The sequence below is a fragment of the Cronobacter malonaticus LMG 23826 genome (assembly GCF_001277215.2).
In the GTDB taxonomy this organism is placed as follows: Bacteria; Pseudomonadota; Gammaproteobacteria; order Enterobacterales; family Enterobacteriaceae; genus Cronobacter; species Cronobacter malonaticus.
The window spans coordinates 2102832-2125286 of the sequence record NZ_CP013940.1 but is presented as its reverse complement, the minus strand read 5'-3'; the positions used below and the strand labels follow the sequence as shown (position 1 = coordinate 2125286).

Here is a 22455-nt window from a genome sequence, read left to right as displayed (position 1 = left end):
CGCCGCTGGCTCAGGCGGTGCCATTTTTCTCCTTTTCGTCTTTCTTCCCGCCCGTTTTTCTGAAACTTTCCGCTACGCGCCGTTCAATTTTTTCCCATTTATAACCATCAAGCTTTCCCGTTTCAGGGCTTTGCAGAATACGCCCTTTTGATGAGGGAACTGAATGAAACCACTAACCCAAAAGGATGGGCCGGGCGAGGGCGGGCTGTCGCGCCGCGACTTTCTGCGCGCCACCTCGGCGCTGGCGGCCGCGCCGCTTTTTGTGAAGGCAGGCAAGGCTAACGCTGATACGCCTGTGGCAGAGGCCGCTGAAAAAATCGTGCCGACATGCAGCACCTTTGACTGCGGCGGCAAATGCGATATCCGCGCGCACGTTAAAGAAGGCGTGGTAACGCGCATCTCCACCTGCCCGGATAACGAGGTGGATCCTGAGATGCCGCTGATGCGCCCCTGCGTGCGCGGACGAGGGTATCGTCAGTTTGTCTACCACCCGGACCGGCTGAAATACCCGATGAAGCGCGTCGGCAAACGCGGAGAAGGGAAGTTCGAGCGCATCAGCTGGGATGAGGCGACCACGCTTATCGCCGATAACCTGCGCCGAATTACCGCCAAATATGGCCCGGCGTCGCGCTTTATGCACACCGACACGGCCGTTTCCGGCGGCGCGTTCTCCGGCGATAAAATGGCGCGGCGTTTACTGAACCTGACCGGGGGCTATCTTGAGTCCTATCACTCAGTGAGTATGGGCAACACCGCGGCGGCCACGCCCTACACCTACGGCACCGCCGCCAGCGGCAGCTCGCTCGATACGCTCAAAGACACAAAGCTTGTGATCCTCTGGGGTCATAACCCGAACGAAACCGTTTTTGGTCACACTAACCACTACTTCCAGCAGATGAAGCGCAGCGGCACCCGGTTTATCGTGGTCGATCCGCGCTACTCCGACACCGTGGCATCGCTCGCCGACCAGTGGGTGCCGCTGCTGCCCACCACCGACAACGCGCTGATGGACGCGATGATGTACGTCATCATCAGCGAAAACCTACATGACAGCGCGTTTATCGCGCGTCACGCCATTGGCTTTGATGAAAACACCCTGCCGGAAGGCGTACCGGCGGAAGAATCGCTGATGGCGTATCTCTTTGGCGAAAAAGATGGCGTGAAAAAAACGCCGGAGTGGGCGGAGCGCATCACCCATGTGCCTGCGCAGACCATCCGCCAGCTCGCCCGTGACTACGCCACCACCAGACCAGCGGCGCTAATCCAGGGCTGGGGGCCGCAGCGCCATATCTGCGGCGAGCGCACCGCGCGCGGCTCCACACTGCTCGCCACCATCACCGGCAATGTCGGCGTTAAGGGCGGCTGGGCGGCCGGCTACGGCGGCATCGGCAACCGGCTGTTCTGTGCCGATCCGTACAGCGTACCGAACCCGGTGGCGGAAAAAATCTCCATCATGAACTGGGTGCAGGCGTGCGACGACGCGGCGAAGGTCACACCAGAAAATGGTTTAAAAGGCGCTGAAACACTCTCCAGCAACATCAAATTCATCTTTAATCTTGCGGGCAACTATCTGGCGAACCAGAACCCGGACATCAACCAGACCGTGAAAGTGCTGGAAGATGAAAGCAAGGTTGAGTTTATCGTGGTAAGCGATCTCTTCCTCACGCCCAGCGCCCGCTACGCCGATTTGCTGCTGCCCGAAACGAGCTTTATGGAGCGCTGGAACATCGGCGAAACCTGGGGCACCGGCAACTATCTGCTGCTGTCGCAAAAGCTGGTGGAGCCGGAGTTTGAGCGCCGCTCGGACTACGACTGGCTGCGCGAGGTCGCGCGTAAGCTCGGTATCGAGGCGCGTTTTAGCGAAGGGCGCAGCGAAAAACAGTGGGTGGAGCATATCTGGGAGAAAACCCGCGAGGCGCTGGCGGATCGCAAGCTGCCCGATTTCGCCGGGCTGTGCGCCAATCCGCACGTCTACCTGAAATCGCCGCCGTATGTCGCGTTTGAAGAGAATATCCGCGACCCGGACAACCATCCGTTCCCGACACCCTCCGGCAAAATTGAAATTTTCTCTAAGCGACTCTGGGAGATGAAACACCCGGAGATCCCGGCGCTTTCGCACTATGTGCCCGCGAAAGAAGGGCCAGAAGACGCGCTGCGCGACAAATATCCGCTACAGCTCATTACGTGGAAGGGGAAAAACCTCGCCAACTCGACGCAATACGCCAACCCGTGGCTGCAGGAGGTGCAGCGCCAGCAGCTCTGGATTAACCCGCAGGACGCCCGCGCGCGCGGCATTCAGCAGGGCGATCTGGTGCGTATTTATAACGATCGCGGCGTGGTGCGCATTCCCGCCGAAGTGACGCCGCGCATTATTCCCGGCGTGGTGGCGATGCAGGCGGGTGCCTGGTGGCAGCCGGATGCTGACGGCGTCGATAACGGCGGCTGTCCGAATGTGCTCACCAGCGCGCGCATCACTCCGCTTGCCAAAGGCAACGCCCATCAAACCCTGCTCGTTGAGGTAACCAGACATGAGTCAGTTTAAAGACTATCCCCCGGTCAGCGGCGAGCAACTGGGATTTTTCATCGATTCGTCGCGCTGTTCAGGCTGCAAAGCCTGCCAGGTGGCGTGCAAAGACAAAAATAATCTCGAACCGGGGCGGCGCTTTCGGCGCGTCTATGAGGTTCACGGCGGCGGCTTCACGCCCACCGGCGCAGGCGGGCTTATGCAAAATGTCTTTGCTTATACCTTGTCGATTTCGTGCAACCACTGCGCAGACCCCATCTGCACGCGCAACTGTCCAACCACCGCCATGCACAAGCGCGACGGCGACGGCATCGTGCGGGTGAACACCGATAAATGCGTCGGTTGCGGCTACTGCGCCTGGTCGTGCCCTTACGGCGCGCCGCAGCGCAATACGCAGACCGGGCAGATGTCGAAATGCGATTTCTGCATCGATCGGCTGGCGAAGGGCGAGCCGCCGGTGTGCGTCGCCACGTGCCCGCTCGGGGCTATCCAGTTCGGGCCGATTAGTGCGCTGCGTGAACGCTTCGGCACACTCTCAGACGTCAACGGCCTGCCGCCGTCATCCGTCACCAGACCCAATCTGGTTATTAAGCCGCATCAGGGCGCTCAGCAGGAGGAACAGCATGATGCATGAGTTTCCGTTAGTGATTTTTACGCTGCTGATGCAGGGCGCGGTGGGCTTTACGCTGATGCTTTGCCTGACCGCCGGGCTGATGCCCCGCGCGGGGCGGCATACGCTCGCCACACTGCCTGCGCTGGTTTGTGTGGGCGTTGCGGCGGCGCTCGGTTTGCTCGCCTCTACGCTGCATCTGGGCTATCCCCTCAACGCCTTTAATGCGCTGCGCCATCTGTCCAGCTCCTGGCTCAGCCGGGAGATTGCGCTCGCGGGCGTGTTTATGGCGTTGCTGGCTATCAGTATTTTGCTGCTGATAATGAAACGCACCGTGCCGTGGCCGCTGCTGTGGCTGACGGTGCTGGCGGGGCTTGCGGATATGGTGGCCATGGCGTCCATTTACTGCCACGCGTCTGTCGTCACCTGGCAGCACGTCAACACCTGGGCCATGTTCCTGGGTTCGGTCGTGCTCATCGGCGCGTCGTTGTTACAGTTGCGCCTCGCGTTGCGTCCGGCCTTCAACGCGCAGGCAGAGCTCGCCGCCAGCCGGCGTCTCTCGCTGCTGGCACTGGCGGTGGTATTGATCCGGCTTCTCATTCAGCCTGCGTACTATCACTTTTTAGCGCAGGCTATCGTACCGGTGACGTTTCCGCTGCAACCGCTGTCGGCCTTCAACGCCTGCGCCGGGCTGCGCCTCACCGGCTGGTGCTGCTCAGCGGCGGGCGCGATGCTGCTGATGACCGGGCTGACGCGCCCGCATGGCTCGCGCTCGTCGCAAATGACCGGCAGCACGCTGATACTCATCGGCGAACTGCTGCTGCGTCTGGCATTTTTCTCCATTGATGGCTGATGGATCTCTTTGACACCTTCGCGCCCGCACAACCCTGTGTGGGCGCGCGCTGCGCCAGGAAACGGCTGGCCCGCAGCCGCTGCGATTATTGCGTAACACGCTGCCCGACCGGCGCGCTGGCCATCCACAATCATGAGGTTATTCTCGCCCCGGAGCGATGCACCGGCTGCGGGATCTGCCTGTTTGTCTGCCCGGCGGACGCGTTTGAGAGTCTCGTGCCGCTGGCGCGTACCCATCGCGATGGCGTACTGCTCGGGCCGTACACGCTGCCGGTCGCGGCAGAGGAGCTGATGCTCTGGCATACGCAGTACCGCATACGCGCGGTTGCGGTGGATCTCATGCGTGACCCGCTGTGGCTGCGTCCGCTGGCAGAACTTAACCTGTGGCTGAAAAAGCGCGGCGAGCCGCCCTGGCAGTGTGTTGCGGTTTCATCAACGCCCGGGGAGGCGAAGCGCCGTCTGCTGAGGCCTGACGGTGAACTCGCACGCGTACGCTATGACGCCGCCACACGGCGCGCGGCGGGGGCGTTTTCCACAACCTGTGTCGCCGTTCTGGACACCACGCGCTGTCTGGTATGCGGCGCCTGTGACCGGGTGTGCGCAGGCGGCGCGATTCGCTTTGATGAAGAGGATTTCACACTCAATACCGCACGTTGCGATGGTTGCGGCGACTGCGCGGCGGTGTGCCCGGTTAAGGCTATAACCATAACGGAGGGCGACGCCGGGCCGCTGATTCACCGGGCGTTGCATCACGCCCGCTGCGAGCGCTGCGGCGAGCCGTGGCGTGCATGGCGGCAGGGCGAGAAGCTGTGCCCGGTTTGTCGGCGTCATGGCTTCAACATGCGCGGCGGTTAACGCTGTGACTCGCTGAATCCACAGGGGAAAAGGGCGCTGTCATTAATCTGTCACGCCTGCGTCTTATAACAGTCTCACCCCGACTCTGGATCTGTGAACAATGAAAATTAAACCGCTTACGCTCGCTTTCGCCGCGCTTTTTCCGCTCTGTTCACTGGCCGCCGCGCCGCAGGTTGAACGCTATGTCGTGACGTTTCCGCAGGAAGACCATGTGGTCTATTCCGGCAACTACGCCAGCGCGTTTCCGAATGGCCTGCCGGTAGGCGTTGGCTCCGGCCTGCTGTTTTTACGCAAAGAGGGCGATGACCTGATTTTCGCGACCGTCACCGACCGCGGCCCGAACGCCGACTCGCCGAAAATGGGTAAGCAGGAGTCGAAAATCTTCGCAAGCCCGGAGTACACGCCGCTGATGATGACCATTCGCGTCAGCAAAGATCAGGCGCAGGCGAGCGACCCGATGCCATTGCATGACGATCAGGGCAATATCAGCGGTCTGCCGCTGCCTGCCGGGCTTATCGGCGCGACGAATGAGCTGGCGCTCAACGACGCGCTGCAAACGCTCACTGGCGATAAGCGCGGGCTGGATACCGAAGGCATCACGCCAGACGGCAAGGGCGGCTACTGGCTGTGTGACGAATATGGTCCGTTTATTATTCATGTGGACGCCAGCGGCGCGATCCTTGCTAAACATGGCCCGCAGGCCGGTAAGGGTGAAGAGGGCGTGGCGGGCGGACTGCCAAATATCATTAAATGGCGTCAGCCTAACCGCGGCTTTGAAGGGCTGACCCGGATGCCGGACGGGCGCATTATCGCGGCGGTGCAGAGCACGCTGGATATCGACGGCAAAACCAAAAACACCGCGCGCTTTACGCGTCTGGTGAGTTTTGACCCGGCGACCGGTAAAACCGCGATGTACGGTTATCCGATCGACATCGACGTCTATAAAAAAGCCAAAGACGCTAAAATCGGCGATATCGTGGCGCTCGATGACCATCGTATTCTGCTTATCGAGCAGGGCGGCGATAAAAACAAAACCATGCGCAACCGTATCTATGTGGTCGATCTCAGCAACGCCACCGATCTGAGCACGCTGGATAACACCCAGCCGCCGGAATTTGACGATGCGGAAAAACTCAACGCGCGCGGCGTGAAGCTCGCCACAAAACAGCTGGCGGTTGATTTGCGTGAACTGGGCTGGCAGCAGGAAAAGGCCGAAGGGCTGGCGCTTATCGACTCGCAAACCCTCGCGGTCATTAACGATAACGACTTTGGTTTACAGTCAGAGCTGCTGGAGCCGCAGGGCGATAAAAAAGCGATGGATGACTACAACGTCGACGGAAAGGGGCATTTGACCCTGGACGGCAAGCCGGTTGCCAGCAAAATCGGCATTAAGCCGCTGGAAAAACCCGCCTCGCAGAATGAACTGTGGGTTATAAAGCTCGATAAACCGCTTTAAGCGCAATAAAAAAGGGCAGGCTGGCACCTGCCCTGACTCGTTTTACAACCGTTAGCTCAGTTTAAACACCGCGACCGCCTGATTGAGCAGCTGTGACTGCTCTTTCAGCGAGTGGGCGGCGGCAGAGGCTTCTTCCACCAGCGCGGCGTTCTGCTGGGTGACGGAATCCATCTGCGCGACGGCCTGGTTAATCTGCTCAATCCCACGGCTCTGCTCGCCAGTGGAGAGCGCGATTTCTGACATCAGCTCAGAGACCTGTTTAATCGAGCCGATAATGCGCTTCATGCTCTCGCCCGCGCGCGCCACACGGTCACTGCCCAGCACCACCTGTTCGCCGGACTGCTCGATAAGCTCTTTGATCTCCTTCGCGGCCACCGACGAGCGCTGCGCCAGGTTACGCACTTCGCTTGCCACCACCGCAAAACCTCGACCCTGCTCACCCGCACGGGCGGCTTCCACCGCGGCGTTGAGCGCCAGAATGTTAGTCTGGAAGGCGATATCTTCGATAATGCCGATAATGTTGTCGATCTTACTGGAACTGGATTCGATCTCCTGCATGGAGACGACGACTTCTTCGACAATTGCGTTGCCTTCCTGCGCGGCGCTGCGCATATTGCCCGCGAGTTTATTGGCCTCGGCGGTGTTCTCCGAGGTGTGCTTCACGGTGGAGGTCAGCTGTTCCATGCTGGCGGCGGTTTCGCCAAGCGATGCGGCCTGCTCTTCGGTACGCGCCGAGAGATCGACGTTACCGGCGGCGATCTCTTCTGCGGCGTGGGCCACGCTCTGGCTGGAGTCGCGTACCTGGGCGATGATATTGACCAGCGACAGACGCATCTGCTCAAGCGAGCCGAGCATCTCGCCAATCTCATCTTTCGAGCCGGAGAGCACCGGCGTGTGCAGCTCGCCTTCCGCCATCTGCTGGCAGTGACGACGCGCGGCATCCAGCGGCGACAGTACGCGGCGCTTCAGCAGAATAAACATCGCGCCAATCAGCAGCGTAAACAGCAGGGCGAACACTGCGATGGTGACGATGCTGTTCACAAAACGCGCCTGTGCTTCCTGGTTCAGACGCTGGGCATATTTCTCACGAAACGCCAGCAACTGATCGAGCGTGATCTCAAACTGGCGATCCAGTTGTGGAATTGTGGTGCTTACGAGCTGGTTAAACCGCGCGGTATCGTTGCGGCTCGCCGCATCCATCAGCGGACGCAGGCCGTCATCGACATAGGCCTGCCAGGCCTGACGGTACGGGGCCGCCAGCGCTTCTTCGCCTTCAACCGCAGGGGCTGCTTTGTAGTTATTGAACGCCGCGATGGCTTTTTGCATCACCTCGTTAGCGGATTCAAGCGACGCCTGCGTTTTCTGGGTATCGCCAAGAGAGGCGTTAATCATCGCCTCCATCAGGCGCACGCGCAGCGTACGGCTATGGTTAATGGGGTCAATCACCGAAAGCACCACGCGAATTTCTTTATTCACGTTATCCAGCGACTGGTTGCTGCGCGTGAGCGACCAGAGGTTAGAGACGGTACTGACGAGAAAGATAAAAAGTAACAGACTGAAAACGAGAAATGAAAAACGCCTTACTGACATGTTGTTCCCTTGCGTGAGGTTGTAACACAGCGACCCGGCCACTCAAAAAGAGGAGTGCCACCAGACGGTTATCGGAATGTCAGCCAAAAAATTTAGGTTAAATGGGTTTTTCCCAACGAAACAAAGGGTTATATCTATAGCAGGTACAATAAGCGAGGCTTATGTTTCACCAGGCTATGCTTAACGCTGGCATCAGCGATTTGCGCACGTGCGCCATAGGAGTGAGATTGAAAACGCTAAAGGGGCCATCTCTTTTTCTTTCGCAATTTATCAGCGACCGTCCGCCGTTTAACCAGCTCGATACGCTGGCGGCCTGGGCTGCCGGGCTTGGCTATAAAGCGGTACAACTGCCGACGCATCTGCCACATATTTTCGATCTCGCCAAAGCGGCGGAAAGCCTGGATTACTGCGCGCAGGTGCGTGAAACGCTCGGTAATATGGGGCTGCAAATCAGCGAGCTGTCGACGCATTTTCAGGGACAGCTGGTCGCGGTACACCCGGCCTATGACCAGGCGTTTGCCGGTTTCGCACCCGAGGCGGTGCGCCACGATCCGGTTGCGCGCCAGCAGTGGGCGGTCAGCACGCTGAAGCTTGCGGCGCGCGCCTCGCAAAACCTCAATCTCACGGCGCACGCCACCTTTTCCGGCTCGCTCGCCTGGCCGTTTTTCTACCCGTGGCCACCGCACAATCCGCTGCTGGTGGAAGAGGCATTTAACGAGTTGGCAAGCCGCTGGCTGCCGATTCTTAACAGTTTTGACGAGGCAGGCGTGGACCTCTGCTTTGAGTTGCACCCCGGTGAAGATCTGCATGATGGCGTAACGTTCGGGCGTTTTCTGGAACTCACAGGCCACCACCCGCGCTGCCATATTCTCTACGATCCGAGCCATATGCTGCTTCAGCACATGGATTACCTGGGGTTTATCGACCGCTGGCATTCTCGCATCCGGGCGTTTCACGTCAAAGACGCCGAGTTCAGGCCTTCAGCCGACAGCGGCGTTTACGGCGGTTATCAGCCCTGGATTGACCGGCCCGGCCGTTTCCGCTCGCCGGGCGACGGGCAAATCGATTTCAAAGGCATCTTCAGTAAGCTCGCGCGCTACGATTACCCCGGCTGGGCGACGCTTGAGTGGGAGTGTTGCCTGAAAAACGGTGAAACCGGCGCGCGGGAAGGGGCGAAATTTATCGCCGAACATATTATTCATGTCTCTGAGCAGAACTTTGAGAATTACGCGTCCGGAAGCCATGAGCGCGGCGCGGCGCGCGCGATGCTCGGTTTGGAGCCTCAATAAAAAAGCCGGGCGTTGCGCCCGGCGTTGCTCTCTGAGAAAGCATTTATCAGTCAAACACGTTATTAATGACGGCCGTCACCAGCGCCGTACTCAGCGCAATCAGCACCAGGTCGTCGCCGACCATTTTCCATTCATAACCTGGGTAATACGGCAGTTCGTTCAGCATGCTGGCCGGTACCGATTTTTTCGCGATACCCGGCGGCAGGGGCTTACCGCGCGCGAGATTCTTCGCGATGCCGGGTGGCAGTGATTCATAGCCGGTCAGGCCGTAATTCACAGCGAGGCTGCGCGCGCGGCTGTAGCTGATATCCGTCTCAACGTGGTCGGGTTTGCCGTAGTTTTTACGTCCCGGTGCCTTGCCCTTGTCATTCTCATTATGGGCGGCGTGTTTACCGCTGTTACCGTGCCCATTACCGTTACCATGATTGCCGCTGTTGCCGTGGCCGTTACCATTGCCATTCCCGTTGCCGGGATTTGCCAGCGCAGGTGTGGCGCACACCGTAAAGGCTGCCAGCAGAAGCGCCAGCGCATTAAGACGTTTAGTTTTCATAACCCTTCCTCATTCAGGCGATGCAGCGTTATTTCAGCACAACGGCAACAAAAATCGATGGCGCTTATTCCTGGATTTCAGACTTCGGAACGCGTCTCGCAAAATCGTAACGTCGGTTTGCCTGCGCCTGTTTGAAACGGCAATATAGCTGTACAAATAAACAGTAAAACAGTGCGCGAAAGCGCCGCAGAAACGAACAGCGTTTCGGGAACAACTTATTAAAAGTGGGCAACGCGTTTAGCACAGCGCATAAGAGAATCGCAGGTTAAAAACGCCGGCGCGGATGCGCCGGCGGAAGGAGTTAACGCAGGCCGATGATTTTCGCCAGTGCCTGACGATCGGCGGGTTTAATATCGAGCGGATGTTCGTAGCCGATATTTTCAATCGCACGGGTGTAAAGCGCGACCAGCCAGTCGTAGACATAACGGGTGGCGGCATGAACCGGTTTTTCGCCAAGCCGCGTCAGACGCTTATCGTGCGCGACGGCAGAGGCGAACAGACGCTCGTTCGGATTGACGCGGCTCGCCGGGCGCTCGGCCTGCGGCACGCGCTCGAAGCCCAGCCAGCTTACGAAATTGCCAAGCTCCGCGCGCAGCTGCGCGCCGGAAAGCCCTTCGTGCGCCGCCAGCGTCTCCAGACGGGCCGCGAGATCCAGCCGGTAGCTCGCGATAATCAGCGTATCGCCGAGCCAGTGCAGCGTGGCGGGGTCAATGCCGAGCTGCGCGGCATGTTCCTCGCTCTGCATCCACTGGCGAACATGATTCACCCACAGACGGTGCGCGCGACGGGCGAGCGACGCGCCGGAGGCGGTATCAACCGTACGCGTAGAGGTGGATTCACCGAAAAGATCGATTTCGGCGCTGAACAGCCCCTGCGGCGTCTCTTCGCGGCGCTCTTCGGTTTCGCACAGCGCCTGCAATGCCGCTGGATCGGGCAGCAGCGCCTGGAGCAGATCGCCGTGGCGCGCGGCCTGGCGCTGCAATGTGCGCACACCGTTTTCCGCCGTGGCCCGCAGCGTCGCCGCATTGGCGGTCAGCGGGGCCAGATAACGACTGAACAGCAGCGCGGGCTGCGCCTGGGCCTGTTCGGTCAGCAGTGCCAGACGGCGCTCGCGGCTGCTCTGGCTCAGCGCCTGCGACAGCCATTCGGTCAGACGTTGCAGGTTGCGCCCGTCGAGCGCCTGCAACGTGCCCCAGGTGTGGCCCGGCTTGCCAAGAAGGCGCTGAACGCCTTCATCCAGATGCTGGCCGTCAAGGAAGCGGGCATCGTGCGGCGTAATCGCCCACACGAGACCCGGCAGCGCGTCAGGGGAGGCCGGTTGCGTGGCGTTCACCCAGCGCAGCAGCGCGCGCGCCACCGGCGCGATGTCAGCACGGCGTTGTACGGCGTTACACACCATCAGAACGTCCGGCTGCTGGTGCTGACGATAATAATCGAGCAGAAAGGCGATTTTACTGGCATTCAGACTGTCGTTCTGGTGAAACGTCGCGCCAGGAATATCCAGCAGATCGACACCTTCTGGTACAGAAGGTGTTGCGAGCGGCAGCGTCAGCTCGGCGCACAACAGCGTCAGCGTCGTGAGCGGCAGGCTGACCATGCCCTGCAACTGCTGCTGTTCGAGTGCGCGCACCAGTACTTCGTCCGGCAGCGTTTCTTCGCCGGAGCCTGCCGGGAGCAAAAAGCCTTCCACCGGCAGGGAGAAGTTATCGACGAGCAGGCTTAGCGGCGCGGCCACTTCGCGGGCATGACCGAGCAGCAACAGGCCTTCGGCAAGCGTCATAAACTGCTGCGTCAGCTCTGCGATATCACCCCACAGCAGCGCGTAGAGCCGCACGCGTTCAGGGAGATTCAGCGCGGGCAGCAGCTCTGCGAGCTGATACCAGGCGTCGTCGCTCAGCGTGCGCTGGCGCGCGGGTGTCAGTTCACGCCAGCGGGCGGCAAGCGTCATCACATCCGGCGCGCTGATGGCCGGGTGGCTCTGCGGCTGGCCGAGGCTTTGCAGCTGAGCTAAACGCTGGCGCAGCTCTTCTTCGCTAACGGCGCGCGCCTGGCCGCTGGTCTGGTAGTGTGCGAGGAAAATCTGTATCAGTTCCGCTTCGCTGAAAAGGCGCAGGCGCAGCGGAAATTCTTCCGGAAGCGTTGGTGGCGTACGGGTAAAGCGCACCGCCATCGCCGTCGCGCTGTGGCCCGGGTTGATATGGGTCAGCCAGTCGAGGTGCTTATCACCCGGTGCCACGGACACCTGACCCTGTGAGCCGTTGGCAAGCGTCGCCAGCAGGTGCGCTTTGCCCGCCTGGGAATGGCCATACAAGCCGAGCGTGCGCGGTTCACTGGCGAGCGTACTGAGCGTCTGCGCCCCGGCACGCAGCGCGTTCAGGCGCGCCAGCAGCGGGCCTGCTTCTTCATCCAGCAGCGGCGCATGGATGCGGGTGGTTTCGACCCACCGGGTCAGGGCGACAGGCGTAGTGAGTGTCTGGTTAATGAGGGTAGAGACTGTCATTTCAGATAAACGCTCCCGCTGTCGATCCAGTAATGGCTGCCGGAACTGCGACGGTCAGCCAGCGTATTCAGTTTAAAAGTGACCTGCTCCGGCGGCACGCGCGTGCCGTCAGAAAGCCAGGCTTCGCTAAGCGTGAAGCCTTCCGGCGCGTCATGTTTGCCGCCGCCGGTCAGTTGCAGACGCACATTAAGCACGCCGTCGCCGGCAATGGCTTTCGCGAGCTCCGGCGAGTTGACCGAGAGCGTGTAGAGCGGCGTGGCGGGCCAGCGGGCGTTATCGAGCTGGCGGAAGCCGAGCGTTACATTACCGCGCAGCGGGAAGTGCAGGCGGGCGTCGAGCTTCGCGCCCGGCGCGTCGAGATCGATATCGCGATACCAGACGTTCTCGTCGCGCAGCGTGTTAACGACGTTATCCAGCACGCCCAGATAGCGCACGGTGGAGTACGCGCCAATATCCGCTGCTTTGAAGTTAAAGCGCGGCAGGCGCAGGTCGAGGGCCAGACTGCAGAGCATCGCGCCTACGGCGGCGGTGGATTTCGGGTTGCCCACGCGGCGGTGTTGGCTGAAAGGATACCATTCATGCACTTCATAGTTATCGAGCCAGACCATACGGCTGACCGGCACCGGTTGCAGCAGACGGATCAGCGACTGTAGGCCCGGCAGGCAGCCCGGACGACCCGTGATAAGCAGCACGTCACAGCAGTAATAGGAGATAGCTTCGCACAGCGCCTGAATGGGCGCGCAGATGCTGAACTTCCCGCTATGCAACGCCTCTTCAAGCTCGCTGAAACTCACCTGCAGCGGCACGTCCAGCACGTTAAACGCCGGGCTGCCGGCGGGCAGCGCATGTTCAATCGCCTGGTGGAGATAATTGTGCACGTTGCGGGTCGGCGGCTGTTTCAGCAGTTCGCCGAACGTGGTGTAGAGGCCGCTTTGCGTGTCAGTCGGATCGCTGTTTTCCCACGCCGAGAGAATGGCGTGGCCCAGCGGCATAAAGAGCTGCAGCGCGGTCTGCTGGCGCAGAATCGCCTGGGTGTCCATACGCCCGGAATCGCCGAACAGCGTGGACATCAGCGTCGCGGCATCGGCCACGCCTGCTTTTTGCAGATGTTCCTGAAGCGCAGGCAGCACGCAGCGCTGAATAACATCCAGCAGAATGTCATCGCCCGCCACTTTAAACCCTTCGCGGAACAGCAGCGTCGGGCTGATTTTCACATTGCTGCCAACGCCGTCATCAAGCTGATATTCGGCGATCGCCATATCCGTCGTACCGCCGCCGATATCAATCGAGGCGACGCGAAGCTGACGGCCCGGCGTGGCGCCCGCCGGGGTTTCACGATCGGGGCGGGCGAGGCTTGCGAAAAAGCGCTCGGTCTGCCCGGCGAAATGCACCATCGCTTCGTTATAGAGCCACACAAGTTGGCCGCAGCTCGCTTCATCCCACTCCATCTGGATCTCAGGCACCGGTACGCGGCTCTTGCGCTGGCCTTTTTCGGCGCTGAAATCGTCGTCGTGCGGGTGCCAGCCCAGCGCTTTCCAGACCAGCGCGATGGCCTCCTGCATACGGCGGCGGAAAATCTCGCGCTCCTGTTTCGGCATGGCCGACGGGAGCGTCAGGATCAGCTGGCGCAACTGGCGCGGCGAACTGGCGTTGCCCATGCGCAGGCGGCTGGCGACGCTGTTGATCTGGCAGACTGCCTGGGCGAGCAGCTCGCACAGCATATGGGTCATCAGGGAGCTGCGGCTGTATTGCGGCGAAAAGACCGGAAGACGCTCTTCCGGCGGCAGTTGCCAAAGCGGTTCACCGTCGTCGTTCATCAGGTTCATCAGCGGGCCCGCGGTCGCCAGTGGCTCGCGCTGGGTTTTCGGCGTCATCAGGTTAAAGCGCCACTCCTGAGCCGCCGGGGTTTCATCCCACAGATAGCGGCGCGGGCTGGAAATACCGCTGTTGCCCTCGGTGCCAAGACGCTGCATCGCGAGTTTGCGCGCTTCGTCGCCGACACGCACGATGGAAGGCCAGACGAACGCTTCGTCGCGTCCGCTCTCCACCGAAAAATGCTGTTTGCCAAAGCGCGCCTCGGCGAAGGCCAGACGGCTGGTGAACATCAGCGCATTCATAAACTGCGGCTCGCTAAGCGATCGTACCTGCAACTCCATCGTCTGGCGCAGGCCGTCATTCGCTTCACCGTGATCTTCAATAATCACGCCGCAGGTGTGGGTGTTGCCAACATCGAGAATCAGATCCACCGCCACCGGCTGCGAGCTCAGCGTGCCGGTGACGATTTTCAGCTCCGGTACACTCAGCTGGTTGCCGAGGAGCGACATCAGATTGAGCCAGTGGGCCTGATATTCAAACACTTTCAGCGCGCGCTGGATCTCCTGCTCGCTGCGGCCTTCATTCGCGCCGACAAACTGAGTGAAGGCTTCACGCAGCCAGCCGTCAACCCAGGTCTGGTCGAGAAAATCGGCCACTTCGTCATCGCGCCAGGCAAGGGCGAAACGCGTGCCGTTGCGCACGTCATTCTCGACAGGCGCGAGCTGGGAGGCGGCGCCTTCATCGGCCTGGATTTGCGTGTCGAACGCCAGCGTCACGCGGTGCGTGTTGCCCGCGCCGTCTGGCTCGCTGAGTTTGCGGATTTGCACGCGCGCCCAGTTGTCCGGGCCCTGCACAAAGGTACGCGGTGGGTTAAAGCGCAGTACCGGCAGCGGCAGCCAGACGCCATCCAGGATAGCGAGCGACTGGCTCAGCGCGACGCTGCTTTCCGGTTTCACCACTTCAGGTTGACCGCCGTGGCGGGCGGGCAGGGTGAATTTACCGGAGGCTATATCGTAATCGAGACGCAGCAGCGGCCCGTTGGCGGTTTTACGCACAAAACGCCCGTCATGAGGCGCTTCAATCGGCGTCAGGCCGAAATCAAGAAATTGCACCCCGCTGTTTTCAATCAGGGTGACGCTCTGTTTGTAATCACACAGGTTTGCCAGCATAAATCAGGCGCTCACTTTCTTCATGGTCAGAGGCAGCACGGTCTTTTCATCATAACGACCGGTACATTCGGCAACATCGTTCGGGCCGGCTTTACAGGCCACTTCCGGCATCGGGTAGCGGGAGCCGTCGCTGCAGCGGGCTTTGCCGCGCGTCTTGATCATCAGCTCGCCGGTCTGGTGCAGACCCGAGAACAGCTCGGCTTTACAGACCACATTATCGCCAAGCGTCACGCGGGCGATGCCTTTGTTGTTTTTCATCTCAATGCGCATCGAGGTGGCTTTACCGGTGATCGGGTCCGGGCTGCCGATGCTGAGCCGCCAGGTGCCGTTCAGGAAGCGGGTGGTCCCGGCTTTTACCTGGTTAGCGTCCATGACCAGCGCGTTTTTATCGACCGGCGCGGGCGCGACGACAGGCTTCTCTTCGACGACCGGCGCAGGCGGAGTCACCTTCGCTTCGGCCAGCGGCAGGGAGGTTGTCGGTGCCACCGGGACGACAGGCGCTGCCGGAGCAGCAGGCGCATCGACCGATTTCACCGGCGCGGGCGCAATTTCCTGCGCTTTGATCTGCGCGACCGAAACGGTCGGCGCGGCGGTTTCTTTCTGCTGCAACATATACCAGGTGACAGGGGCGGCTACGGCGCCGATGACGACGGCCGCGGCGAGCGGCCATGTCCAGAGCGGCACGCGCGAGCGGCGGGCAGACGTTGGCGCGTTTACCGGGGCTGGTTCGGCGTCGTCCGGCGATGTTGTGGCTTCAGCTTCGGCGGCATAGGCCGCCAGCGCGGCGGCAGACGCATGTACAGGCGCGGCAGGGACGGGCGCTACAGGCGCATGCGCAACAGGCGGTGTGGCCAGCAGCGGTGCGTCCGGCTCGGTCATCATCACCGGCGCGGGTTCCGGCCCCGGCTCTTCCTGCGGGGTCATGATGATTTCCGGCTCGATGGGCTCGGCTTCGCGCAGACATTCCAGCACGTCATCGCGCGCGCCCTGGTTTAAATTCACGAAGCCCCAGAAGGTAATGACCGGCTTGCCGTCCACCAGATAAAGGAAATTCGCGCCGGGGAACTGCACGGCTTTGGCGAGCAGCGCGCCAAAAAGCTGCTGGGCGGTCTTTTCCGATTCCAGGCAGCGTTTGCTCAGCGCACGGGCGCTGGAGAGCGCGCTTTCCAGAAAGCGCAGGGCGCGCTCGCGCTCTTCGCTGCTGGCGGATGCCCAGCCCATTACCTTACCGCTGACCGGCGAATACCAGTCCACGCGGTCGCCCTCTTCGTTAAGCTGGGGGATAGCAAGCGACTCCACCAGCGGCTGTTTGCGCAGGCGAAGCGTTTCACGGATTTGCAGTGCCGACTCGAAAACCGCCTGACCGTTTTCGCCTACCGACTTGAAGTCGTCAAGGTCGCCACTGCGCAATAGAATTTTTGCCACGTCATTCTCTCTGCTGGAAAAACTTTTTCACGGCTCTACTTTGAACGATAGACGGGTCAAGCAAAGGGTGAAAGAAACGCGAAAAAGCGTAAATTCTCGGGTCATTGAATCTTAGGAATTTTCTTGACTTAAGCAAAAATTCGCTGTGATGACGCGACTTAACCGGAGCGTAAATCATTTTTATCTGAAATTGGCTGATATTCAGGCGAAAAATGCCGGAAAGGCATAAAGCTACAGTTTTTTGTTATTTGCCACTCAGTGCAGGCTGTGATGAGATGGCTTTCCTCCTGAAAAGTAAAATAAAAGGCGCAAGATGAAGACAGGAAAAACATTGATCGGGCTGCTGTTAAGCGCCCTGTTACCGGCAAGCGCGATCGCGGCGAACAGCGATACCCTGATTTACTGCTCCGAGGCGTCGCCCGAGTCTTTCAACCCGCAGATCGCGAGTTCCGGGCCGAGCTTTGTGGCAAGTTCCCAGGTGCTCTATAACCGCCTGGTGAATTTCGATCCGAAAACCAATACGCCGGTGCCGTCGCTGGCGACCGAGTGGAAGGTCAGCCCGGACGGTAAAACCTGGACGTTCACGCTGCGTCAGGGCGTAAAGTTCAACAGCAATAAATTTTTCAAACCGACGCGCGATTTTAACGCCGACGACGTTATCTTCTCGGTGATGCGCCAGAAAGACCCGAATCACCCGTACCATAAGGTGTCGCAGGGCAACTACGAATATTTCCAGGATGTGGGTCTCGATAAGCTCATCACGGATGTGAAAAAGCTCGACGATTACCACGTCCAGTTCACCCTGAGCGAGCCGAACGCCGCGTTCCTGGCCGACTGGGGAATGGATTTCGCGTCTATTCTTTCAGCGGAATACGCTGATGCGATGATGAAAAAAGGCACGCCGGAAAACGTCGATAACTGGCCCATCGGCACCGGTCCGTACGCGCTGCAACAGTACAAAGTCGATTCGCTTATCCGCTACATCGCCAACCCGAACTACTGGGATGGCGAAGTGCCGACCAAACACCTGATCTTCTCGATTACTCCAAACGTCGAGACGCGCCTCGCTAAGCTCAAAACGAACGAGTGCCAGATTATTCCGGCACCCAGCCCGGTGCAGTTTGACGCCATTAAAGCCGATAAAAACCTGACGCTGCACGGCGTTGAGGCGCTGAACGTCGGTTATCTCGCGTTCAACACTGAGAAAAAGCCGTTTGATAACGTGCTGGTGCGCCAGGCGCTGAACTACGCTGTTGATAAAAAATCGATCATCAACGCGGTCTTTATGGGCAGCGGCACGGTGGCGAAATCACCCATTCCGCCGAATATGCTCGGTTACGATAAAGACCTGAAAACCTACGATTACGATCCAGAAAAAGCGAAAGCGCTGCTGAAGCAGGCGGGACTTGAGAAGGGCTTTGAAGCCACGCTGTGGTCGATGCCGGTTCAGCGTCCGTATAACCCGAACTCGCGCCGCATCGCCGAGATGATCCAGAGCGACTGGGCGAAAGTGGGCGTGAAGGCGAAAATCGTCAGCTATGAGTGGGGTGAATACCTCTCCGGCATTCGTAAAGGCGAGCACGACACCGCGCTGTATGGCTGGATGTCGGACAACGGCGACCCGGATAACTTTGCCGATGTGCTGCTGAGCTGCGACAGCATCCAGAGCGGCTCTAACGCCGCGCGCTGGTGCGATAAGAAATACACCGCGCTTATCGATCAGGCGAAGCGCGTCAGCGCGCCGGAGGAACGCGCTAAACTGTATGTACAGGCGCAGGAGATTTTCTACCAGCAGGCGCCGTGGGTGCCGCTCGCCAACGGGCGCACCTTCTACGCTACCCGCAGCAACGTGACGGGGTATAGCGTAAGCCTGATGGGCAGCGACTTCTCGAAAGCGAAAATCAACTAAGCACTGCGCCGCGGCACCTGCCGCGGCGACGCGTTTAAGGAGGTTTTATGTCACATCGTGATGACATGCAGCGCCGCGTTGACGCGGTGATTGAACAACACGTGATAGCGCCGATGAATGAACTGCTGATTGCACTCAGCGATGACGCGCAACTGAGCCGTGAAGAGCGTTACGATCTACAACAGCAGTTGCGCAGCGCGATTGCCCATCACGGGCGTCAGCATAAAGAAGACCGCGAGCGCGAGGCGGCGGAACGTCTCGCAGAACTGACCCGCGGCGGCACGATTTTATAATTTATAAGGAATACTCATGCATATTGCTTTTCTCGGTCTTGGCGGCATGGGCCAGCCGATGGCGGAAAATCTGGTTAAAGCGGGCTTTACGGTCACGGTCTGGAACCGCTCGCCTGCGTCTGCAGAGGCGCTGCGCGCGTCCGGCGCGCAGGTGGCGGCAAGCCCGAAAGAGATTCATGGCGCTGATGTCTTAATCACTATTCTTGCCGACGACGCGGTCACCGAAAGCGTGGTGGTGGAGCAGGGCGCGCTGGCGTCGCTCGCGCCGGGGGCGCTGTGGATCAACATGGCGACGGTTTCCGTGGCGTTTACTGAGGCGATGGACGCACTGACGCGTCAGCGGAACATCGGCTATCTCGCCGCCCCGGTGCTCGGGCGCGTGGATGTCGCCGCTGCCGGCAATCTGAATATTCTCGCGGCGGGCGAGCCGCAGTGGCTTACGAAAGCGCAGCCGGTTTTCGATGTGCTGGGCCAGAAAACCTGGACTTTCGGCGACAGCCCGGCGCAGGCCGCGGCGGTGAAACTGGCGGCGAACTTTATGCTGGCGAGCGCCATTGAGACCATGGGCGAGGCGTCGGCGCTGGTCGAGGCCTATGACGTTTGCAAAGGTGATTTTCTCGGTATGCTGACCAGCACGCTGTTTGCCGCGCCCGCGTATAAAAACTATGGCGCGATGATTGCCGAAGACCGCTATTCACCTGCCGGTTTCACCATGAAGCTGGGGCTAAAGGATGTGCGTCTCGCGCAGCAGGCGGCCGAGAGCAAAAACGTACCGATGGGGATCGCAGGCGTGCTGCGCGATAACTATCTTGACGCGCTGGCCCACGGCGATGAGCAGCTTGACTGGGCGGCGCTGGCGACCGTCAGCGCGCGCCGCAGCGGGCAGAAACCGAAAGCGTAACCTTCAGAACGTGCGCCTGGCGACGAGCCAGGCGCCAATTACCAGCAGCACCGCGCCCGCCACCGGCCCGGCCAGCATACGCAGCGTCAGGCCGCTGGTGCGCGCGATATCAAACAGCAACCCGCCAATCAGCTGGCTTGCGACCAGCACGGCTATGGTCGTGGCCGCGCCAAGATACTGATAGCCGTTAATGCTCGCGAAGACAAAAAAAGACCCGAGCAGCCCAGGCAGCAGCGTCCACCAGCGCACGGTAGCGATAAGCTCGCTGAAGCCCGCCGTGCCGTTACGCAGCAGCAGAATGGCGCAGAACAGCACAATCCCCACCAGCGAATTGAGCAGCATCGCAATAAGAATGGTGGAAGCCGACTGCGTGATGCGCACCATCAGCATATTCTGTACCACCAGGCCAACACCGGCGACGGCCAGAAACAGCAGGCTTAATGACGAATTCATCCGATGGCGTCCGGTTCAGTGCGATTATCAAGCTGCAATTGCATAAACGTCAGATCCAGCCAGCGACCAAATTTGGTGCCTACCTGCGGCATCTGCGCGGTGATGGTAAAGCCGAGCTTTTCATGCAGCGCGATAGAGGCGGCGTTGCGCGATTCGATGCCCGCCACCATCACATGCTTGCCGATAGCCCGCGCCTCGACAATCAGCCGCGTCATCAGCGCCTTGCCGATGCCTTTGCCGTGGTGCTCCGGGTGCACATAGACCGAGTGCTCAACGGTATGGCGAAAGCCGTCAAACGCGCGCCAGTCCCCGAACGAGGCGTAGCCGACGACCACATCGCCTTCAACCGCCACCAGCACCGGGTAGCCCGCGTTGCCACGCTGATAAAACCAGGCGAGGCGGTTTTCGGTATCGACCGTGGCGTCATTCCAGATGGCGGCGGTATGCAACACCGCATAGTTATAAATCTCAGCGATAGCGGCGCAGTCGTCCGCAGTGGCATGGCGAATCAGCATGGTTGAACCCCGGCAGTCGTTCACTATAATGTTACGTTATGAATAATATAATCGACACATTAAATCAACGGATTGGTGAGCGCATTCGCGTCGAGCGCGAAACCCGCGGCTGGTCGCTGAGCGAACTCGCCGAGCGCGCCGGGGTTTCCCGCGCCATGATCCACAAAATTGAGCGCGGCGAAAGTAGCCCGACGGCGACGCTGTTAGGGCGGCTCTCCGGCGCGCTGGGTCTGAGCATGTCCACGCTTATCGCCCGCGCGGAGATGAACGAAGGGCGGTTGCTGCGCTTCGCCGATCAGCCAGTGTGGCGCGATCCGCAGAGCCACTATCTGCGCCGCCATGTCTCGCCGAAATCTGATCTGCCGCTGGATATGGTTCAGGTGGAACTGCCCGCCGGCAGCGACATCCCGATGCCAGCCTCGGCTTACGCCTTTGCCCGCCAGCTTATCTGGGTGCAGCAGGGCGAACTGGTGTTTCAGGAAGGCAATATCCGCCACCAGATGCGTGAGGGCGACTGCCTCGAACTCGGCCCGCCGAACGAATGCCATTTTATCAACCAGAGCGACGCGCCGTGCATCTATCTGATTGTGCGTCTGAATAACGTCGCCAGTTGACGTGAATGCACTACGCTTTCTGGACGCCCTGAAAACAAGGAGAACATCATGACTCAATCATCGTCCCGTAATCGCCGCTGGGTGCTGGCCTCCCGTCCGCATGGCAAACCGGTGGCGGAGAATTTTCGCCTTGAAGAAGATACCGTCGCCGAGCCGGGCGAAGGCCAGGTGCTGGTGCGCACAGTTTATCTCTCGCTCGACCCGTATATGCGCGGGCGCATGAGCGATGAGCCGTCCTATTCGCCCCCTGTGCAAATCGGTGAAGTCATGGTCGGCGGCACCGTTGGCGTGGTGGAAAAATCGAGTCATCCGGATTTCCACCCCGGCGACTGGGTGGTCGGCTACAGCGGCTGGCAGGATTACGCGATCTGCGATCCGAAACAGCTGACGCCGCTTGGAAAATCGCCCGAGCATCCGTCGTGGTTCCTCGGCGTGCTGGGCATGCCAGGATTTACCGCCTATATGGGCCTGCTGGATATCGGCGCGCCGAAAGCGGGTGAAACGCTGGTGGTCGCCGCCGCGACCGGCCCGGTCGGCGCAAGCGTCGGGCAGATAGGCAAAATCAAAGGCTGTCGCGTGGTCGGCGTGGCGGGCGGCGAAGAGAAGTGCCGTTACGCGGTGGAACACCTGGGTTTTGACGAGTGTATCGATCATCGCGCGCCGGATTTCGCTGAGAAACTCGCCGCCGCCTGCCCGCAGGGCATTGATGTGTACTACGAAAACGTCGGCGGTAAAGTTTTCGATGCCGTCATGCCGCTGCTCAATACCGGCGCGCGTGTACCGCTTTGCGGTCTGGTCTCCGGCTATAACGCCACCGACCTGCCGCCTGGCCCGGATCGCCTGTCGCTGCTGATGGGCACGCTTCTGAAAAAACGCATCCGTATGCAGGGCTTTATCATCAACCAGGATTATGGTCACCGCATCGAAGAGTTCCAGCGCGAAATGGGCCAGTGGGTTTCCGAAGGGCGGATCCACTACCGCGAGCACATCGTGGAGGGCCTTGAGAACGCGCCGGAGGCGTTTATCGGCCTGCTGGAAGGGAAAAACTTTGGCAAGCTGGTCATCCGCGTCGGCCAGGACGATGCATAAACCAGCTAAATAACAACTTGTTAACCACGGCGGCTGCCGATATGCT

Annotated in this window: 18 protein-coding genes; 11 read left to right on the top strand and 7 right to left on the bottom strand. The window is 60.1% G+C overall.

The annotated features are described in order from the left end of the window. Positions 1-163 precede the first annotated feature (163 nt). The 5 genes from AFK66_RS10075 (at position 164) to AFK66_RS10055 (ending at position 6297) form a co-directional block, all read left to right on the top strand. A complete protein-coding gene (locus tag AFK66_RS10075; RefSeq protein ID WP_032983382.1) occupies positions 164-2542 on the top strand; it encodes a DMSO/selenate family reductase complex A subunit in 2379 nt (792 codons plus the stop codon). Next, positions 2529-3158 carry a DMSO/selenate family reductase complex B subunit gene (locus AFK66_RS10070; RefSeq protein ID WP_007774794.1) on the top strand — a complete coding sequence of 210 codons (630 nt, stop codon included), beginning with the start codon at positions 2529-2531 and terminating at the stop codon, positions 3156-3158. Before AFK66_RS10075 ends, AFK66_RS10070 begins: the two co-directional genes overlap by 14 nt. Further along, on the top strand, positions 3151-3987 hold the full coding sequence (locus tag AFK66_RS10065; RefSeq protein WP_032983383.1) for a dimethyl sulfoxide reductase anchor subunit family protein: 837 nt from the start codon (positions 3151-3153) through the stop codon (positions 3985-3987). Before AFK66_RS10070 ends, AFK66_RS10065 begins: the two co-directional genes overlap by 8 nt. Further along, positions 3987-4841, top strand: a complete 855-nt coding sequence (locus AFK66_RS10060) for a 4Fe-4S binding protein (RefSeq protein ID WP_007774800.1) — start codon at positions 3987-3989, stop codon at positions 4839-4841. The genes AFK66_RS10065 and AFK66_RS10060 overlap by 1 nt, the downstream gene beginning before the upstream one ends. A gap of 100 nt (positions 4842-4941) precedes the next feature. After that, positions 4942-6297: an esterase-like activity of phytase family protein gene (locus tag AFK66_RS10055; RefSeq protein WP_007793242.1), complete on the top strand. Its 1356-nt coding sequence runs from the start codon at positions 4942-4944 to the stop codon at positions 6295-6297. Between the two features lie 51 nt (positions 6298-6348). Here AFK66_RS10055 and AFK66_RS10050 read toward each other — a convergent pair whose 3' ends face one another. Next, complete coding sequence (locus AFK66_RS10050) at positions 6349-7887, bottom strand: methyl-accepting chemotaxis protein (RefSeq protein ID WP_007774806.1); 1539 nt, start codon at positions 7885-7887, stop codon at positions 6349-6351. A 227-nt stretch (positions 7888-8114) separates the two neighbouring features. On the opposite strand from AFK66_RS10050, the gene AFK66_RS10045 reads away from it, so the two are divergent. Further along, the gene (locus AFK66_RS10045) at positions 8115-9176 is read left to right on the top strand and encodes a sugar phosphate isomerase/epimerase family protein (protein ID WP_023898807.1); all 1062 of its coding nucleotides are present in this window, start codon (positions 8115-8117) and stop codon (positions 9174-9176) included. Between the two features lie 46 nt (positions 9177-9222). Here the strand turns inward: AFK66_RS10045 and AFK66_RS10040 are convergent, their stop codons facing one another. The 4 genes from AFK66_RS10040 to AFK66_RS10025 all read right to left on the bottom strand — a co-directional run bounded on the left by AFK66_RS10040 (position 9223) and on the right by AFK66_RS10025 (position 16635). Next, positions 9223-9726: an anti-virulence regulator CigR family protein gene (locus AFK66_RS10040; RefSeq protein ID WP_023898806.1), complete on the bottom strand. Its 504-nt coding sequence runs from the start codon at positions 9724-9726 to the stop codon at positions 9223-9225. Between the two features lie 301 nt (positions 9727-10027). Next, positions 10028-12226 (bottom strand): virulence factor SrfC family protein, encoded by a 2199-nt coding sequence (locus AFK66_RS10035; RefSeq protein ID WP_023898804.1) that lies wholly within the window; start codon positions 12224-12226, stop codon positions 10028-10030. Next, positions 12223-15210 carry a virulence factor SrfB gene (locus AFK66_RS10030; protein WP_023898803.1) on the bottom strand — a complete coding sequence of 996 codons (2988 nt, stop codon included), beginning with the start codon at positions 15208-15210 and terminating at the stop codon, positions 12223-12225. Before AFK66_RS10030 ends, AFK66_RS10035 begins: the two co-directional genes overlap by 4 nt. A 3-nt stretch (positions 15211-15213) precedes the next feature. Further along, positions 15214-16635, bottom strand: a complete 1422-nt coding sequence (locus AFK66_RS10025; RefSeq protein WP_007774825.1) for an SrfA family protein — start codon at positions 16633-16635, stop codon at positions 15214-15216. A 313-nt stretch (positions 16636-16948) separates the two neighbouring features. Between AFK66_RS10025 and AFK66_RS10020 the strand changes: the two genes are divergently transcribed. The 3 genes from AFK66_RS10020 to AFK66_RS10010 are packed head-to-tail and all read left to right on the top strand — an operon-like array spanning position 16949 to position 19738. Further along, on the top strand, positions 16949-18544 hold the full coding sequence (locus AFK66_RS10020) for an ABC transporter substrate-binding protein (protein WP_032968177.1): 1596 nt from the start codon (positions 16949-16951) through the stop codon (positions 18542-18544). 47 nt (positions 18545-18591) lie between these two features. Beyond that, positions 18592-18837 carry a DUF2526 family protein gene (locus AFK66_RS10015; RefSeq protein ID WP_007774831.1) on the top strand — a complete coding sequence of 82 codons (246 nt, stop codon included), beginning with the start codon at positions 18592-18594 and terminating at the stop codon, positions 18835-18837. 16 nt (positions 18838-18853) lie between these two features. Further along, entirely contained in the window at positions 18854-19738 is an 885-nt protein-coding gene (locus AFK66_RS10010) for an NAD(P)-dependent oxidoreductase (RefSeq protein WP_007774833.1), read from the top strand. A 3-nt stretch (positions 19739-19741) separates the two neighbouring features. Here AFK66_RS10010 and AFK66_RS10005 read toward each other — a convergent pair whose 3' ends face one another. Together AFK66_RS10005 and AFK66_RS10000 are read right to left on the bottom strand one after the other, a co-directional pair. Further along, positions 19742-20191, bottom strand: coding sequence for a DMT family transporter (locus tag AFK66_RS10005; protein ID WP_007774835.1), 450 nt, complete (start codon positions 20189-20191; stop codon positions 19742-19744). Beyond that, the gene (locus AFK66_RS10000) at positions 20188-20706 is read right to left on the bottom strand and encodes a GNAT family N-acetyltransferase (protein ID WP_007774841.1); all 519 of its coding nucleotides are present in this window, start codon (positions 20704-20706) and stop codon (positions 20188-20190) included. Before AFK66_RS10000 ends, AFK66_RS10005 begins: the two co-directional genes overlap by 4 nt. 38 nt (positions 20707-20744) lie before the next feature. On the opposite strand from AFK66_RS10000, the gene AFK66_RS09995 reads away from it, so the two are divergent. Continuing rightward, on the top strand, positions 20745-21320 hold the full coding sequence (locus tag AFK66_RS09995; RefSeq protein WP_007774843.1) for a helix-turn-helix domain-containing protein: 576 nt from the start codon (positions 20745-20747) through the stop codon (positions 21318-21320). A gap of 48 nt (positions 21321-21368) precedes the next feature. Beyond that, positions 21369-22409, top strand: a complete 1041-nt coding sequence (locus AFK66_RS09990) for an NADP-dependent oxidoreductase (RefSeq protein ID WP_023898801.1) — start codon at positions 21369-21371, stop codon at positions 22407-22409. Positions 22410-22455: the final 46 nt, after the last annotated feature.

Bases quoted from the DNA above. Each gene is read 5' to 3' on its own strand.
- AFK66_RS10075 (WP_032983382.1), top strand. From the start codon at position 164: ATGAAACCACTAACCCAAAAGGATGGGCCGGGCGAGGGCGGGCTGTCG.
- AFK66_RS10070 (WP_007774794.1), top strand. From the start codon at position 2,529: ATGAGTCAGTTTAAAGACTATCCCCCGGTCAGCGGCGAGCAACTGGGA.
- AFK66_RS10065 (WP_032983383.1), top strand. From the start codon at position 3,151: ATGCATGAGTTTCCGTTAGTGATTTTTACGCTGCTGATGCAGGGCGCG.
- AFK66_RS10060 (WP_007774800.1), top strand. From the start codon at position 3,987: ATGGATCTCTTTGACACCTTCGCGCCCGCACAACCCTGTGTGGGCGCG.
- AFK66_RS10055 (WP_007793242.1), top strand. From the start codon at position 4,942: ATGAAAATTAAACCGCTTACGCTCGCTTTCGCCGCGCTTTTTCCGCTC.
- AFK66_RS10050 (WP_007774806.1), bottom strand. From the start codon at position 7,887: ATGTCAGTAAGGCGTTTTTCATTTCTCGTTTTCAGTCTGTTACTTTTT.
- AFK66_RS10040 (WP_023898806.1), bottom strand. From the start codon at position 9,726: ATGAAAACTAAACGTCTTAATGCGCTGGCGCTTCTGCTGGCAGCCTTT.
- AFK66_RS10035 (WP_023898804.1), bottom strand. From the start codon at position 12,226: ATGACAGTCTCTACCCTCATTAACCAGACACTCACTACGCCTGTCGCC.
- AFK66_RS10030 (WP_023898803.1), bottom strand. From the start codon at position 15,210: ATGCTGGCAAACCTGTGTGATTACAAACAGAGCGTCACCCTGATTGAA.
- AFK66_RS10020 (WP_032968177.1), top strand. From the start codon at position 16,949: ATGAAGACAGGAAAAACATTGATCGGGCTGCTGTTAAGCGCCCTGTTA.
- AFK66_RS10015 (WP_007774831.1), top strand. From the start codon at position 18,592: ATGTCACATCGTGATGACATGCAGCGCCGCGTTGACGCGGTGATTGAA.
- AFK66_RS10010 (WP_007774833.1), top strand. From the start codon at position 18,854: ATGCATATTGCTTTTCTCGGTCTTGGCGGCATGGGCCAGCCGATGGCG.
- AFK66_RS10005 (WP_007774835.1), bottom strand. From the start codon at position 20,191: ATGAATTCGTCATTAAGCCTGCTGTTTCTGGCCGTCGCCGGTGTTGGC.
- AFK66_RS10000 (WP_007774841.1), bottom strand. From the start codon at position 20,706: ATGCTGATTCGCCATGCCACTGCGGACGACTGCGCCGCTATCGCTGAG.
- AFK66_RS09995 (WP_007774843.1), top strand. From the start codon at position 20,745: ATGAATAATATAATCGACACATTAAATCAACGGATTGGTGAGCGCATT.
- AFK66_RS09990 (WP_023898801.1), top strand. From the start codon at position 21,369: ATGACTCAATCATCGTCCCGTAATCGCCGCTGGGTGCTGGCCTCCCGT.